This is a genomic window from Paractinoplanes tereljensis, assembly GCF_016862435.1.
Classification (GTDB): Bacteria; Actinomycetota; Actinomycetes; order Mycobacteriales; family Micromonosporaceae; genus Actinoplanes; species Actinoplanes tereljensis.
Window position 1 is genome coordinate 1 of sequence record NZ_BOMY01000015.1, and the last position, 14,128, is coordinate 14,128.

General features: G+C 70.7%; 14 protein-coding genes. 2 read left to right on the top strand and 12 right to left on the bottom strand.

Annotation, left to right across the window (positions count from 1 at the left end; all coding sequences use genetic code 11):
- Positions 1 to 125 precede the first annotated feature (125 nt).
- The 10 genes from Ate02nite_RS11360 to Ate02nite_RS11405 form a co-directional block, all read right to left on the bottom strand.
- Positions 126 to 854 (bottom strand): SDR family NAD(P)-dependent oxidoreductase, encoded by a 729-nt coding sequence (locus Ate02nite_RS11360; protein ID WP_239147310.1) that lies wholly within the window; start codon positions 852 to 854, stop codon positions 126 to 128.
- 19 nt (positions 855 to 873) lie between these two features.
- Complete coding sequence (locus Ate02nite_RS11365; protein WP_203803483.1) at positions 874 to 2,610, bottom strand: serine/threonine-protein kinase; 1,737 nt, start codon at positions 2,608 to 2,610, stop codon at positions 874 to 876.
- Between the two features lie 80 nt (positions 2,611 to 2,690).
- Positions 2,691 to 4,157 (bottom strand): fused MFS/spermidine synthase, encoded by a 1,467-nt coding sequence (locus Ate02nite_RS11370; protein ID WP_239147305.1) that lies wholly within the window; start codon positions 4,155 to 4,157, stop codon positions 2,691 to 2,693.
- A complete protein-coding gene (locus Ate02nite_RS11375; protein ID WP_203803485.1) occupies positions 4,154 to 5,155 on the bottom strand; it encodes a coiled-coil domain-containing protein in 1,002 nt (333 codons plus the stop codon). The genes Ate02nite_RS11370 and Ate02nite_RS11375 overlap by 4 nt, the downstream gene beginning before the upstream one ends.
- A gap of 63 nt (positions 5,156 to 5,218) precedes the next feature.
- Positions 5,219 to 5,941, bottom strand: coding sequence for an SDR family NAD(P)-dependent oxidoreductase (locus Ate02nite_RS11380; protein ID WP_239147306.1), 723 nt, complete (start codon positions 5,939 to 5,941; stop codon positions 5,219 to 5,221).
- Positions 5,942 to 5,988: 47 nt separating this feature from the next.
- On the bottom strand, positions 5,989 to 6,798 hold the full coding sequence (locus Ate02nite_RS11385; RefSeq protein WP_203803491.1) for an inositol monophosphatase family protein: 810 nt from the start codon (positions 6,796 to 6,798) through the stop codon (positions 5,989 to 5,991).
- On the bottom strand, positions 6,791 to 7,246 hold the full coding sequence (locus Ate02nite_RS11390; protein WP_203803500.1) for a response regulator: 456 nt from the start codon (positions 7,244 to 7,246) through the stop codon (positions 6,791 to 6,793). Before Ate02nite_RS11390 ends, Ate02nite_RS11385 begins: the two co-directional genes overlap by 8 nt.
- The gene (locus tag Ate02nite_RS11395) at positions 7,243 to 8,847 is read right to left on the bottom strand and encodes a sensor histidine kinase (RefSeq protein ID WP_203803503.1); all 1,605 of its coding nucleotides are present in this window, start codon (positions 8,845 to 8,847) and stop codon (positions 7,243 to 7,245) included. Before Ate02nite_RS11395 ends, Ate02nite_RS11390 begins: the two co-directional genes overlap by 4 nt.
- Positions 8,844 to 10,046, bottom strand: a complete 1,203-nt coding sequence (locus Ate02nite_RS11400; protein ID WP_203803505.1) for a PP2C family protein-serine/threonine phosphatase — start codon at positions 10,044 to 10,046, stop codon at positions 8,844 to 8,846. The genes Ate02nite_RS11395 and Ate02nite_RS11400 overlap by 4 nt, the downstream gene beginning before the upstream one ends.
- Before the next feature lie 79 nt (positions 10,047 to 10,125).
- Complete coding sequence (locus Ate02nite_RS11405; RefSeq protein WP_203803507.1) at positions 10,126 to 10,461, bottom strand: hypothetical protein; 336 nt, start codon at positions 10,459 to 10,461, stop codon at positions 10,126 to 10,128.
- A gap of 75 nt (positions 10,462 to 10,536) precedes the next feature.
- Between Ate02nite_RS11405 and Ate02nite_RS11410 the strand changes: the two genes are divergently transcribed.
- Positions 10,537 to 12,888 carry a M28 family peptidase gene (locus tag Ate02nite_RS11410; protein ID WP_203803516.1) on the top strand — a complete coding sequence of 784 codons (2,352 nt, stop codon included), beginning with the start codon at positions 10,537 to 10,539 and terminating at the stop codon, positions 12,886 to 12,888.
- A gap of 11 nt (positions 12,889 to 12,899) precedes the next feature.
- Positions 12,900 to 13,424, top strand: a complete 525-nt coding sequence (locus Ate02nite_RS11415; protein ID WP_203803519.1) for a dihydrofolate reductase family protein — start codon at positions 12,900 to 12,902, stop codon at positions 13,422 to 13,424.
- Here Ate02nite_RS11415 and Ate02nite_RS11420 read toward each other — a convergent pair.
- Together Ate02nite_RS11420 and Ate02nite_RS11425 are read right to left on the bottom strand one after the other, a co-directional pair.
- Positions 13,421 to 13,705 carry a Smr/MutS family protein gene (locus tag Ate02nite_RS11420; RefSeq protein ID WP_203803522.1) on the bottom strand — a complete coding sequence of 95 codons (285 nt, stop codon included), beginning with the start codon at positions 13,703 to 13,705 and terminating at the stop codon, positions 13,421 to 13,423. The two genes, Ate02nite_RS11415 and Ate02nite_RS11420, sit on opposite strands and share 4 nt — an antisense overlap.
- Positions 13,706 to 13,716: 11 nt before the next feature.
- Complete coding sequence (locus Ate02nite_RS11425; RefSeq protein WP_203803525.1) at positions 13,717 to 14,088, bottom strand: tetratricopeptide repeat protein; 372 nt, start codon at positions 14,086 to 14,088, stop codon at positions 13,717 to 13,719.
- Positions 14,089 to 14,128: the final 40 nt, after the last annotated feature.

Here is a 14,128-nt window from a genome sequence, read left to right on the forward strand (position 1 = left end):
GAAGCAACCGCGGCCCGAAGCAACCGCGGCCCGAAGCAACCGCGGCCCGAAGCAACCGCGGCCCGAAGCAACCGCGGCCCGAAGCAACCGCGGCGCGCGGTAGCTGGGTCAAGGCGAGGGCGGGGTCAGCGGCCCAGGACCGTGCCGCCGTTCACGTTGATGATCTGGGCGGTTACGAAGCCCCCGCCCGGACCGACCAGCCAGCGGACCGCCTCGGCGATCTCGTCGGGAGCGCCGGAGCGCTTGACCAGGCTGGCGTTCACTCGGCGGTCGTGGCCTTCGGGCGTCATCCGGCCGTCGAAGAACTCGCTGTCGGTGATGTAGCCGGGCGAGATGACGTTGGCCGTGATGCCGGACTCGCCCAGCTGCGTGGCCAGGTCCAGGACGTAGCCGTGCAATGCCGCCTTGGCCGCCGAATATGGGCCCCCGCCGCCGCGCTGGGCGGCGATCGAGCTGGTCAGGATGATCCGGCCGCCGGGGCGTCGCAGCGACGGAAGCAGGGCCGTGGTCATCAGCACCGCGGTGAGCACGTTGGAGTCGAGGGTGGCGTGCCAGCGGGCGGCCACCTCGTCGAGTGTGGAGTCGTCGCCGGAGATGAACGCGCCGGCATTGTTGACCAGGACATCCACCGGGCGGTCGCCCACCGCCGCCACGACCTGGGCGATCTGGGCCGGGTCGGCCACGTCAGCGGTGACCGCGGTGGCCTGCGGGCCGATCCACTTCACCGCGTCGGCCAGCACCTCGGGACGGCGGCCGACGATGATGACGTCGTAGCCCTCCCCGGCCAGCATGCCGGCCGTCGCCCGGCCGATTCCGGTTCCGCCTCCGGTCACCACCGCAAGTCTCGACATGATCCGACCCTAGTCCGGAACCTCACAGCGCCAGGGAGAAGCCCGTCCCCTTGCGGGCCACCGGCGGCAACAAGGATGGGGCGGGCGACGCGTGTTCGACCCGCTTGCGAGGCGCTCCGCTCTTGCGGGGTGGCCGGTTCCGCTTGGTGCCGCCGACCGCCCGCTGGGCCTTCTCGGTGCTGGTGGCCTCGCTGACCTCTCGGGTGGTGCCGCCCATCACCTCGGCCCGGCAGCGCCGCCCGTCCAGGGTGAAGGCGAGCGGCAGCGGGTTGTAACCGCGGTAGTCGCCGCGCAACCAGAAGGTGCGCTGTTTGCCGCGGCCCTTGGCGAACACCTTGCGGCCCTTCTGGGCGACCGCTTTCGGATATCCGGTCAGGCGCTGAGAACCCGGGTAGACAAAGGCCACCCGCCACGGGCCACTGCCCACTTCGTCGGTGGTGGAGACCGTGAGCAGCGCCTCGTACTCCCGGCCCGAGTCGCGTTTCAGCTGGTAGCGGACCACGCAGGTGGTGCTCGGCGGGCCGGCCACGGCCGCGCCCGCGCCCGCCGCCTGGGCCTGCTCCGCGGTCGGGGACTCGCGACTCGCTGCCCAGCCGACGCCGGCCACGCCCAGCAGCGTCGCCGTGATCAGCAGGGCCTGCACGCGCTGCCGGCCGGCCAGGACGTGCCGGGCCACGCCGCCACCGGCGAAGAGGCCACCGCCGAGCGGCCGCGCTCCACCCAGGCGCAACCAGCCGCCGACCTTGAGCCCGGCCCGGAGCCGCAACAGGCTCACCGACGCCCGCAGCCCTCGAGGTCCGCCGGCCGGGACGGCAGCGGAACCGGAGGTGACAAGCGCTCGAGGGGCGGTGGCCCGGACCGGCGGCGGTGCATCCTCGGCGCACGCGCGAAGGGGCGGGAGGATGGGCTGGAGGCCGAGGGTGGCGGCGAGGATGCGGGCCGCCTCGGCTGCCCCGGGACGGTCCGCGGGGGTCTTGGCCAGGCAGCGAAGATAGAGCGAGCCCACCTCGGACGGCATTTCCGGCAGGTCGGGCAGCGGGTCGGGGTCGGCGTACAGGTGAGCGCGCAACGCCTCGGCGGTGGTCTCGGCGGGCCACGGCAGCCGGCCGGTCAGCGCGCGGTACAGCAGCAGGCCCAGCGCGTACACGTCGGTGGCCGCCCCGACCTGGGCGCCGCCCAGGCGTTCGGGGGCCAGGTAGGCGGGGGTGCCGAGCAGGCTGCCGTCGGGCGCCGCGTCGCGCTCGCCGACGATCGCGGAGATGCCGAAGTCGACCACCTTGGCGCCGGCTCCGGTCAGCATCACGTTGGCGGGGGTCACATCGCGGTGCACGACCCCGCGGGAATGGGCCGTGGCCAGCGCGGAGGCCACCTCGACGACGACCGTGACCGCTTCCCGCCAGGGCAGCGGGCCGGCCCGGGCCAGCCGGGCCGCGACCGACTCGCCGTCGTTGAGTTCCATCACCACGTACGGGACGGTGACCTTCGCCGAGAGCGGTGACTCGCCGAAATCGAAGATGCCGGTGATGTGCGGGTGCACGAGCCGGGCTGCGGCCAGTGCCTCCTGCTTCAGCCGGTCGCGGAAGCTCTGGTCGTCGGCGAGCCGCGGCGACAGCACCTTGACGGCGACCGGACGGCCGAGTGTCTCGTCGTAGCCGCGCCAGACCTCGGACATGCCGCCGGTGCCGAGCTTCTCGAGGAGCCGGTAGCGCCCGGCGATGCGACGCGGGGCATCCTGACCGTTTCGCTCCGTCCGCCCCATGTGCCGATTGTGACCCGAGGTCCGGGCCGCCCGACGCCGCACGGGAAAACCCACGAAGCAAACCGCGTGCCTGAACGGGATCAGAAGGTCAAGAGCTGATCAACCGGGGCGTAGTTGTCGGTCAGCACCCGGGCATCACCGGCGAACCCGGGGCCGTCCTGCAGTGTCACCGGCTCCGGCAGTCCCACCAGCCCCGCCCGGATCGCGTCCAGCGGCAGCGGGCTCCGGGACGCCACGATCACGAAGTTGGAGCCACGTTCGCCGGCCAGGGCGTCGGGCGGCGCGATCAGGGCCACGTGCGGGAAGACCGCCGCGACGGTGGCCAGTTCGGCCTTGAGGAAGCGATCGGGCGGGTAGTCGATCACGTTCTGGGTATAGATGCCCCCAGGCCGGAGGACCCGGGAGATATCCGAGATCATCTCGCGGGTCGAGAGGTGCCACGGCACCACCAGATAGCCGAACGCGTCCCCGACCACCAGGTCAAAGGCGGAGGTGGGCTGGGCGGCCAGTCCGACCCGGGCGTCACCGACGCGTACGCGCAGGTCCGGACCGGTGACCAGGCCCAGTTCGCGCTTGTCGAGGTCGACCAGACCGCCGTCGAGCTCGACCACCTGCTGCTGGATGCCGGGCTGGGTCTGCCGGAGGTATCCGGGCAGGGTGAACCCGCCGCCGCCGAGGTGCAGGGCGTCGCGGGGAGCGAGCACGTCGGCCACGGCCGCGATCCACTGGACGTACGCGAACTCGAGGTGTTTCGGGTCGGCCAGGTCGACGTACGAGTGCCGGGCCGAATTGAGGATCAGCGTCCGCCCGCCCGGCACCGCCGGGTCCCGATCGACCCGCGCGCAGTGGTACGCCGTCTCAACGTCGCACGGGGTGGGCCCGACCGCGCCGAGGCCGGCCCCGACGAGTCCGACGCTGACCAGCACGGCCCGGGTGCGGGGCTGTCCGGGCAGGTCCCGCCGCAGCCACCAGGCCAGGGCGAGGCCGGCCAGGGCCAGCAGCGCGGCCAGGCTCAGGATGATCCAGTTGGTGGGCAGTGCCGCCACGAAGATGAACCCGGTGGCCAGGGTCGCCGTGATCGCACCGAGGGTTCCGACGCTGGACAGCCGCCCGACCACCGAACCGGTCCGTTCCAGGTCGCTGAGCTGCAGCTTCACCACCATCGGGGTGACCGTGGAAAGCAGGAACGCGGGCAGGAAGACGGCCAGGGCGGCGAGCAGCAGCACGGCCGGGGCGGCCCCGCCCCGGAGGATCTCACCGCCGTAGCGGACCAGCGGCAGCGTGACGGCCGTACCGATGGCGGCCAGCAGCAGGGCCGGGGCCAGCAGGGCACGCGGGTCGAACCGGTCGGCCAGGCGGCCGCCCAGCCAGGTGCCGTAGGCGATGGCGGCCAGCGAGATCCCGATGACCGAGCTGCTCACCTGCAGGGTGACGCCGACGTAGGGCCCGACCAGTCGCAGCGCGACGATCTCCAGGACCAGAACCGCGCCGCTGGCGGCGAAGACGAGTGCGGTGGCGAGCCCGGACGGTAACGCTCGGGGCGTCACAACATCGACAGATGGACGTGGTTGGTGTGCACCGCGGCCGGGCCTCCGCTGGCGCTGTATGCCTTCCAGCCAGTGCCCGGCATCCAGATCTGCCGGTACCAAATCACGTACATGATCCCGAGCCTATCCGCGTTCTTCACGAAGAACGCGGCCAGGTTGTTTCCGTACGTCTTGTCGCTGCCGGATGCCGCCACGTTCTGGAAGCCGGACTTGTTGGCCGAGAAGTCGCAGGCCCGGCCCTTGGGGTGTTCACCGGAGGACCGCTTGGAATAGCAGTTCGTGTAGTGCGTGAAGTCGGCCGCGACCGCTTCCTGATAGGCGTGCAGGGTGCGCGGCGTGACACATCCGGTCGTGGTCGGGTCGTCGATCGTGCACGACTCCTTGGGCCAGGACCCGTCGGAGTTGCGCGGCGCCGGCTTGGCGAGCGGCGAGTTCACGTTGACGAAGCCACCGGCCGCGCCTCCGCCGCCGACGCTGCCGAGGGCCAGCTCGGCCTCTTTCTTCTTCTTGGTCAGCGCGGTGACCTGCTTCTGCTGCTCCTTGATCTCCTTGTCGACGGCGGCCTTGGCGGCCTGCGCCGTCGCGAGATCGTCCCGGTACCGGCCGAGGATCTGGCCGTCGAGCTGGGCGAGCATGTCGAGGTTCTGGATGCGCTCCAGGAAGGAGTCGGGCGAGGACGAGTTCAGCAGCATCGACATGGTGCTGGTGCGACCCATCCGGTAGGACCGGTTGGCGATCGTGCCGACCTGGGCCTCGAGGGCCTTGGCCGAAGCCGTCGCGGTCACGACCGTGGCCTGCAGCTGGGTCTGCCGCTTCTTCGACGCGGCGAGTTTCTGAATCGCGTCGGCCTGACCCTTGGCCGCGGACTCCAACGCGTTGCGCAACGTCTTGTCGTCGCCCTCGTCGGGCGCGGCCAGAGCCGGCGTGCCCACGAGGAATACGAACGCGACGAGCAGCGCTAGGACAGCGCTGATTCGCCGAAGGACAACCGCCGCCACGATTACCTCCCAGAAGTCAGCGCGGGGAACTTTACCGTGCTACGCAAGGGAGCTGCAGATCGTTCAAGTCGCCGAGTAACCACCGTCGACGAAGAGTGTTTGGCCGGTCACCGCAACGGCAGCTTCGCTGGCTAGAAAGATCGCACACGCCCCGAAATCACCGGGTACGCCGTTTCTGCCGATCATCGTGCGCGCCGCGTGCGCGGCCACCTTGGCCTCGTCCGCGAAGACCGCCTCGGTGAGCGGCGTGTGCACGACGCCGGGCGCGATCGCGTTGCAGCAGACGCCATGCCGCGACCACGCCTCGGCCTGCGATCGGGTCAGCCCGACCAGCCCGGCCTTGGCGGCACCGTAGGCGCCGGAGTTCCCGTATGCGCGGAATGCCTGCTGGGACACCACATTGATGATCCGGCCCCAGCCCCGGTCGGCCATCCGCGGCCCGAACGCCTGCCCGAGCTGGAACGGCGCGGTCAGGTTGGCGGCGAGGGTCACGTCCCAGTCGTCCATGGTGAGCTCGTCCATCGGCGGGCGACGATTCACTCCGGCGGCGTTGACGAGCACGTCGGGTTCGCCGTACCCGGCCAGGATCTTGTCGATAAGGCGCGCGACGGCCTCGCGGTCGGCGAGGTCCGCCGAGATCGCGTGTCCGACCGCGCCGTGCCCGCGCAGCTCGGCGATCACCTCGGCCATCGGCGCTTCGCGCCGGGCCACCAGCAGCACTTTCGCGCCGGCCCGGCCGAGGGCCAGGGCCATCGCCCGGCCGATGCCCGAGCTTCCGCCGGTCACCACCGCCAGGCGATCACCAAGACCGAAAACCTCTTGCAGGTACGCGTTCACAGGACCGAGACGTCCGGGAACAGCGTGTCGCGAACCGTGCGCCAGATGTCATCGTTCGCGGCCACCAGCATGCCCCGTTCGGTGTCGGTCGGATGGTACGGCGAGCCGTCGAGGTGACGGACCGTGCCGCCGGCCTCCCGGACGATCAGTGAGCCGGGGGCGTGATCCCACGGCAGGATGCGCCAGAACAGGGCGAACTGCTGCAGGTCGGTGGCCACGGCCGGATATTCGTACCCCGCGCAGTGCCGACCCTCGGTGACCACGCCGAGCTTCGGCGCGTTCCCGTCGGCGATCTCCCTCAGGTGCGGCGGCAGATAACGGCGGCCGACCACGCCGCGCAGTGCGGCGGAGGCCGGATCGTCGGTGCGGGTCTTGACTCGTACGCCGTCCTGGTACGCCCCCGAGCCCGCCTCGGCCATCGTCAGATGGTCGCCGGGCACGTCGAGAATCCAGGACGCCACCGGCTCACCGTCCCGGAGCAGTGCCGTCATGATGGCGAACGGTTCCTTACCGGCGGCGAAGTTGTTGGTGCCGTCGACCGGGTCGACGATCCACACCGCACCGGAGTCGCCGACGTGGGCCAGCACCTTCGGATCGGCGGCCACCGCTTCCTCGCCCACCACCGTCGACCCCGGCAGCAGCGCGAGCAGGCCGCTGGTCAGCGCTTTCTCCGCCTCCTGGTCGGCGATCGTGACCAGGTCACCGGGCGACTTCTGCTGAATGTCGGCCTCGGCCAGGTGACGGAAGCGCGGCAGCACGATGGTGGCCGCGACCTCCCGCATGAGATCGGCGACCTGATCAAGCACGCGGCGGCAACTTCACGACGCTGACGAAGAACTCGTCGATCTGGCGGATGACCTCGATGAACCGCTCGAAGTCGACCGGCTTGGTGACGTACGCGTTGGCGTGCAGTTGGTAGCTGCGCAGGATGTCCTCGTCGGCGGCCGAGGTGGTCAGCACGACGACCGGGATCCGGCCCAGTTCCTCGTCCTTCTTGATCTCCTCGAGCACCTCACGGCCGTCCCGCCGGGGCAGGTTCAGATCAAGAAGAATCAGATCCGGGCGTACGGCGTCCGCGAACTCGCCCTCGCGACGCAGGTAGGCGAGCGCCTCGGCCCCGTCGGACACCACGGTCAGCCGGTTGCGGACCTTGTGCTCCTCGAACGCCTCCTGTGTCATGACCACGTCGCCCGGGTCATCCTCAACCAGGAGAACCTCGATCGGTACGCCCTCGGCACGCGTAGGTGATGTCACGCGGCGACCTCTTTCTGTCTCTCATCCGTCGCGTTCTCTTCAACGTCCGGGGCACCGGGGAGCACCGGGATGGTGAAGTTGAGCGACGTGCCTTCCTCGACGTCGAGGTCCAGCCAGATCCGTCCGCCATGATATTCGACGATCTTCTTCACGATGGCCAGCCCGATTCCGGTTCCTTCGTAGGCGTCCCGGGCGTGCAGCCGCTGGAAGATCACGAAGACCTTGTCGGCGAACTCGGCCTCGATACCGATGCCGTTGTCCCGGACCCGGATCACCCATTCGTCGCCGTCCCGGTCGGCGGTAACCCGCACGACCGGCGGCACGCCCTCCCGGCGGAACTTCAGGGAGTTGCCGATCAGGTTGACGAACAGCGTGGTGAGCAGCGGTTCCTCGCCCTCCACGGTGGGCAGCCCGGACCAGCTGATCTCGGCGTCCTCCCCCGCTCGGACCTCCAGCTGGGACTTCACCTCGGTCAGCACCCGGTTGAGGTCGACCTCGGTGAACCCGGCGGTGATCCGCCCGATTCGGGAGAACGCCAGCAAGTCGTTGATCAGGCGCTGCATCCGCTGGGCGCCGTCGACCGCGAACGCGATGTACTGATCGGCGCGCTCGTCCATCTGCCCCGCGTACCGGCGCTGCAGCAGCTGGCAGAAGCTGGCCACCTTGCGCAGCGGTTCCTGCAGGTCGTGCGACGCGACGTAGGCGAACTGCTCGAGGTCCCGGTTGGACCGGGTCAGCTCCTCGGCCTGCACCTTGAGCTGGTCGTTGACCCACTCGATCTGGCTGCGCGCCTCGCGCACCTCGGCCAGTTCGGTGGCGATCTTCTGCCGCATGCCGTCCACGTCGGCGGCGAGGCTGGCCAGTTCCGGCGAGCCACTGCTCTCGATGTGCCGCTCGTAATCCCCGTCGGCGACCTCGCGGACCTGCTCGGCCAACTCCACCACCGGCCGGCTGACCAGCCGGTCAAGCAGCAGGAGCAGGCCGGCCCCGGCGAGAATGATGATCGCGGCGGCGGCGATCTGGATCGACACCATGGTCTGACTGCTGTCCTTGGCCGCGGCCGCGGCGGCGGCCCGCAGTGTCTGGATGTTGTTCTGCATCGCGTCGATCGCGTCCCGCAGCGAATCGAAGGCGGTGGTCGAACCGGCCGCGATCATGGCTCGGCCGGCTTCGGGACCGCCGGCGCGGATCGCCGCGATCACCGGATCGGCGACCTGCTCATGCCAGACCCGAGCGCGTTGCTTGACCACCTCGAGGGCCGCCTGGATCGCGGTGTCCTCCGGATTGATCAGCTCGTCGAGGCGACCCAGGAGGCGCTGTTCCTCAGCCTGGCCGGCCTTATACGGCTTGAGGTTGTCTTCCTTGCCGGTGATCGCGAATCCGCGGATACCGGTCTCCTGATCGACGAACGCCGTGTTCAAGGACTCGCCGGTGGCCCGCATCGGACTGGCCCGATTGAGTACGTCGTCGAGCTGCCGGTTGTGCTGGGTCGCGGTGATCGCGGCGAACACGCCGAGGGCGCTGAGCAGGATGCCGACGGTGACGCACAGAGCCGTGATGCGCCGGCGCAGCGTCCACGTCCGCAGGTCGAAGAGCTTCATCGGCCGCCTCCGCGCGAGATCAGCAGCATGGCCACGTCGTCGGCGAGCGGGCCGCCGTTGCCCTGCTCGGCCTGCCCGACCAGCCAGGCCGGTAGGGCCGGCAGCGGCACGCCCCGCGCGGCCGGTTCGTCGAGGAGGTTGCACAGACCGTCCACGTCGAGCCGATCGGCGCCCTTACCGACGTGTCCTTCGATCAGGCCATCGGTATACATCAGCAGGGACCAGTCGTCGGCCGGCAGCTGCAGCACGGTGGGCGGCGCCGGCCGGGGGCGCACGCCGAGCACGATGCCGGGCTTGGCCGCGACCGGCTTGGCCCGGCCGCCGGCCAGCAGCACCGGCGGCGGATGCCCGGCGAGCCGCACGGTGATCTGGTTGGCCGGGATGTCGAGCACCACCGACGCGACGGTGGCGAACACCTCGCGGGCCCGCCGCTCGCTCATCAGTACCTGTTCGAGCGAGCTGAGCACCTGCTCCTCGGGCACGCCGCCGATGATCAGGGCCCGCCAGGCGACCCGGAGTTCGACGCCGAGCGCTGCCTCGTCCACGCCGTGCCCGCACACGTCGCCGACGATCACGTGCAGCTTGTCGTCGCCCACCTGGACGACGTCGAAGAAGTCGCCGCCGAGCAGGCCCATCGCCCGGCCGGAGCGGTAGAAGGTGTGAACCTGCACAGCCTCGGTCGACATCAGCGGCTGCGGCAGCAGGCCGCGCTCGAGCCGGGCCGACTCGGCCTGGCGCAACTCCACCTCGCGCAGGCGCTGGGCGTTCTCGTCGGCGCGCTTGCGTTCGACCGCGTAGCGCAGGGCCCGGGTCAGCAGAACCCCGTCGACCTGGCCCTTGACCAGGTAGTCCTGGGCGCCCTCGGCGACCGCAGCCACCCCGAGGTGCTCGTCGGATCGGCCGGTCAGCACACACACCGCGGCACTGCCGGCCACCGACAGCAGCCGGCGCAGGCCGTCGATGCCCTCGGCGTCGGGCAGTCCCAGGTCGAGCAGGATGCACTGGATGCCACGCATCATCGAGGTGGCTTCGCGCAGGGTGGTCGCCACCGCGAGGTCGAACGGTGCGTCGGCTTCGCTCAGCAGCTCACGGACCAGGAAGGCGTCGCCCTCGTCGTCCTCGACCAGCAGGACGCGAAGACGTTCCGGCTGCGCTATGGAGCCGGAACGGACGCGTGGGGCGACCGACCGTTCAGTCATGCCAATTCCCCACTCGATGACACCGGACCAGACCCGACGATGGTGTACCACTCCTGTCGGGCGCACAACTCCGCGGATCTCAAGTGTGATCCTCCGCGGCGACCCGCCGGGCATGGTCGGCGATCACCTGACCGAGGATGCCGTGCAAACGCCCGCAATCCTGGCAATGCAGGTTCTCGTCCAGGCGCCGGCCGCCGCAGCCGTTGCAGAGGCCGCGGTCTTCCGGGTCACGGTACGAGGCCAGCGCCTTGCACATCGCCCGGATGACGTGGTCACTCATCGGGAAGACGCCCTCGCCGAGCGCGGTGCGCACACCGACGATGGCGACCGGGTCGGCCCCTGGATTCGGGTCATAGGGGGCAACCGTGTCGATGAATTCGGCAAGGACTTCGGCCGGGTCGATCGGTGCGCTCACCCCGACAACGCTAGGCCACGCCCCAAACGATCTTCGGACTACCCACTGTCGTACCCCTCGGCTTAGATGTCTCCCATGAGCGCCCCCGCCCTCGCCGGCACCACCCACCGGGTGCCGGCCGCCCTGGCCGCCGTCGCCGCCCTGGTGGCGATCGGCGCCGCGGCGATCTGGTCGGTGCGGCCCCCGGCCGCCCGCGACACCTCCGCGCCCGCCGCCGACTTCAGCGCGGCCCGCGCGTTTCAGCAGGTCGAGGCGATCGCCACCGAGCCGCATCCGGCCGGCAGCCCAGCCCAGGACCGGGTGCGTGAGCATCTGCTCAGCACCCTTCGCGGGCTCGGGCTGACCCCCGAGGTGCAGGACACCGTGTCGGTCCAGGGGGCGAAGCTCTCGTCCAGTGCCGGGGGCGCCGGCTTCGCGCACGTCCGCAACGTCGTCGCGACGATTCCCGGCACCGCCTCCACCGGCCGGGTCTTCCTGGTCGCGCACTACGACTCGGTACAGGTCGGGCCGGGCGGCAACGACGACGCGGCCGGCACCGCCGCGATCCTCGAGACGGCCCGCGCCCTGACCAGCGGCCCGCGCCTGCGCAACGACGTGGTGCTGGTGCTCACCGACGCCGAGGAGGCCTGCCTCTGCGGCGCCAAGGCGTTCGTCGACCAGCACCCGCTGGCCAAGGACGGCGGCATCGTCCTCAACCTGGAGGCCCGTGGCAGCAGCGGCCCGGCGATCATGTTCGAGACCGCGAAGAACAACCGCCGCCTGGTCGACATCTACGGTCAGGCGCCCAAGCCGGTCGGCACGTCGTTCGCCGTCGAGATCTACCGCCTGCTGCCGAACGACACCGACTTCACCGCGTTCCGCGAGGCCGGCTTCACCGGGCTGAACTCCGCCTACATCGACGGCGCCGCCGTCTATCACGCGCCGACCGACGTACCGTCCGCAATGGACACCGACAGCCTTCAGCACCACGGCGACAATGCCCTGGCGGTCACCCGTGCGCTCGGCGGTCGCGACCTGTCCACCCTGACCAGCGACGACGACGCCACCTACTTCCCGGCGCCCGGCCTGCTCGTCCGCTATCCCGGCGGGTTCGTCTGGCCGCTGGCCGCGCTCGCCCTGCTCGCGGTGATCGCCCTGGGCTGGCTGGCCCGGCGGCGCGCCCTGATCGACGGCAAGCGGCTGTTCGCCGCGTCGGCGCTCACTCTCGTGCCGATCATCGTGGCCCCGGTGCTGGCCCAGCTCTACTGGGCGCTGCTCAAGGTGATCCGCCCGGCGTACGCGGAGATGCCCATCGACCCGTACCGCCCCGGGTGGTACCGGCTGGCCATCGGCGCGATCGCCGCCCTGGTCGTGCTGGCCTGGTTCGGCTGGCTGCGCCGCAAGGCCGGCCCGGCCACCCTGGCCGTCGCCGGTCTCGGCTGGCTGGCCGTGCTCGGCCTGGTGCTGGCCGCGGTCACGCCCGGCGGCTCCTACCTGGCGGCGCTGCCCGCGCTGGCCGGCGCGATCGCCGGCATCGTGGCGGTCCTGACCCGCGGCTGGTGGTCGGTGCTCGCGGTGACGGCCGGCGGCACGGTCGCCGTGATCATCCTGCTGCCCACGGTGATCATGCTGTTCCCGGCCCTCGGCCTGAAGCTCGGCGCCACCGGCGCCTTCCTCACGGTGCTGCTCGGCCTGGCCCTGCTCCCGGTGCTCGACCTGATCCACCCGCAGGCCGAACGGCAACACGGTCTGGACGCGTTGCGGGCCCGCCGCCGAGCGGCCCTGCCGACCCTCGCCACGCTGCTCGCCGTCGTGGTCGCCACGGTCGTCGGCCTGAGTGTCGACCGCTTCGACGCCAAGCACCCGGCGCTCACCCAGCTGATGTACGCGCTCGATGCCGACAACGGCACCGCCCAGTGGCTGAGCGACGAGCCGCGCGTGCAGAAGTGGACCTCGCAGTACGTCTCCGGCGACCCGCACACGGTCAACGAGGCGCTGCCGGCGTTCGGGCCCGAGGAGATGCGCACCGGCCAGGCGGAAGCGGCCACCCTGCCGGCCCCGAAACTGACCCTGGTGTCGGACACCCGGTCGGGTGACAGCCGGGTCATGAAACTCCGGTTGCAGCCGCAGCGGCCGGTCCGGCTCACCACGCTGCACGTCGCGACCGGCGTCGAGGTCACCGCGGCCACCGTCGGCGGGCGCGAGCTGGCCGTCGAGAAACCCGAGGACGGACCGTGGGGCTTCGGCTTCGTGTTCCACGCGCCGCCGGCCGAGGGGGTCGAGGTCACCCTGACCGTACGGACCACCGGCCCGGTGCGGTTCCGGGCGATGGACGGCAGCGACGGGCTGACCGCCCTGCCCGGGTTCAAGGCCCGGCCCTCCGGGGTAGGCATCGTCGGTTCGCACACCAGCGAGCTGCTGGCGGTCGCGGCCACCTACACCCGTTGAGAAGAGGTCTCATGGCGAAGGTGCTCTACTCCGCGACGATGTCCCTGGACGGGTTCATCGCCGGGCCGGGCGGCGACATGTCCTGGCTGACCGAGTTCATCGGCGAGCCCAACCCGACCGCCGACGGCATCGTCGAGCGGATCGGCTCGATCCTGGTCGGCCGCCGCACCTGGGGTGGCGACGACCCGAACAAGGGCACCGACCAGGAAGGTGCGTTCGGAGGTGCCTGGCACGGTCCGCAGTTCGTGCTCACCCACGAGCCGCCGCCGGTCGCCGAGCCGGACACCGTCTTCCTCACCGACCTGACCGAGGCCGTCGCCGCCGCCAAGCAGGCGGCCGGCAACAAGTACGTCAACATCCTCGGCGCCGATGTGGCCCGGCAGGCCCTGGAAGCGGGCCTGCTCGACGAGATCCTGGTCTTCGTGGCGCCGGTGCTGCTCGGCGACGGCACCCGGCTGTTCACCCATCCGGGCGGCACCAAGATCAAGCTCGACCGGCTGGCCGAGGACGCCTTCTGGTACGAGGTGGTGCGCTAACGCCCGCGACCCCGGCGACCGGTGGGAGCATCGTGACGGAAGTGCACGAAGAGACGGCCCCAGTTGTCGCCGTCCTTCTCCACCCGGTGGTAGAGCTGCTTGATGTCCCGCTGATCGAGGAAGCGCAGCACCTTTTTCTTCAGGGCGCCGCTGCCCTTGCCCGGGATGATCTCGACCATCGCGGCTTTCTTCTCGATGGCCTCGTCGATGATCCCGCGCAGGGCACGGTCGATCTCCTGGCCCCGGTTGAAGATGTCGTGCAGGTCGAGCTTGAGCTTCACGATTCAGAATCCTATGCGTGCTCGGATTTGCCGAGCCACTCTTCGACTCGGCGGACGGCCTCGACGTAGTCGGCCTGCTGCTTCATCGCGGCGGCCAGCCGCAGGTGCGGCAGCGCCTCACGGAAACGGCCGGCCCGCTCCAGGGTCCGGCCGAGCACGTGGTGCGCGTAGTGATCCGACGGATCATGCTCGATCAGCGCCCGGAGCTGGGCTTCCGCCCCGTTGAGCTGGGCCGAGTTGAAGTAGGCCCGGGCCAGCAGCTGACGGACCGCGGTGTTGTGCGGTTCCGCCTCGACGATCGGCTCGAGCAGCCGGGCGGCGCCGAGCGGGTCGCCGGACTCGAAGAAAAAGGTGGCTCTGCGGTACTCCTCGAGAAGATCCACGTGCACGCTCCCCCACGCCCTCGCGCCGCCGATTGGTCAA

Coding starts and splice junctions, on each gene's coding strand:
- Ate02nite_RS11365 (WP_203803483.1), bottom strand. CDS start 2,610: ATGGGGCGGACGGAGCGAAACGGTCAGGATGCCCCGCGTCGCATCGCC.
- Ate02nite_RS11395 (WP_203803503.1), bottom strand. CDS start 8,847: ATGAAGCTCTTCGACCTGCGGACGTGGACGCTGCGCCGGCGCATCACG.
- Ate02nite_RS11400 (WP_203803505.1), bottom strand. CDS start 10,046: ATGACTGAACGGTCGGTCGCCCCACGCGTCCGTTCCGGCTCCATAGCG.
- Ate02nite_RS11410 (WP_203803516.1), top strand. CDS start 10,537: ATGAGCGCCCCCGCCCTCGCCGGCACCACCCACCGGGTGCCGGCCGCC.
- Ate02nite_RS11415 (WP_203803519.1), top strand. CDS start 12,900: ATGGCGAAGGTGCTCTACTCCGCGACGATGTCCCTGGACGGGTTCATC.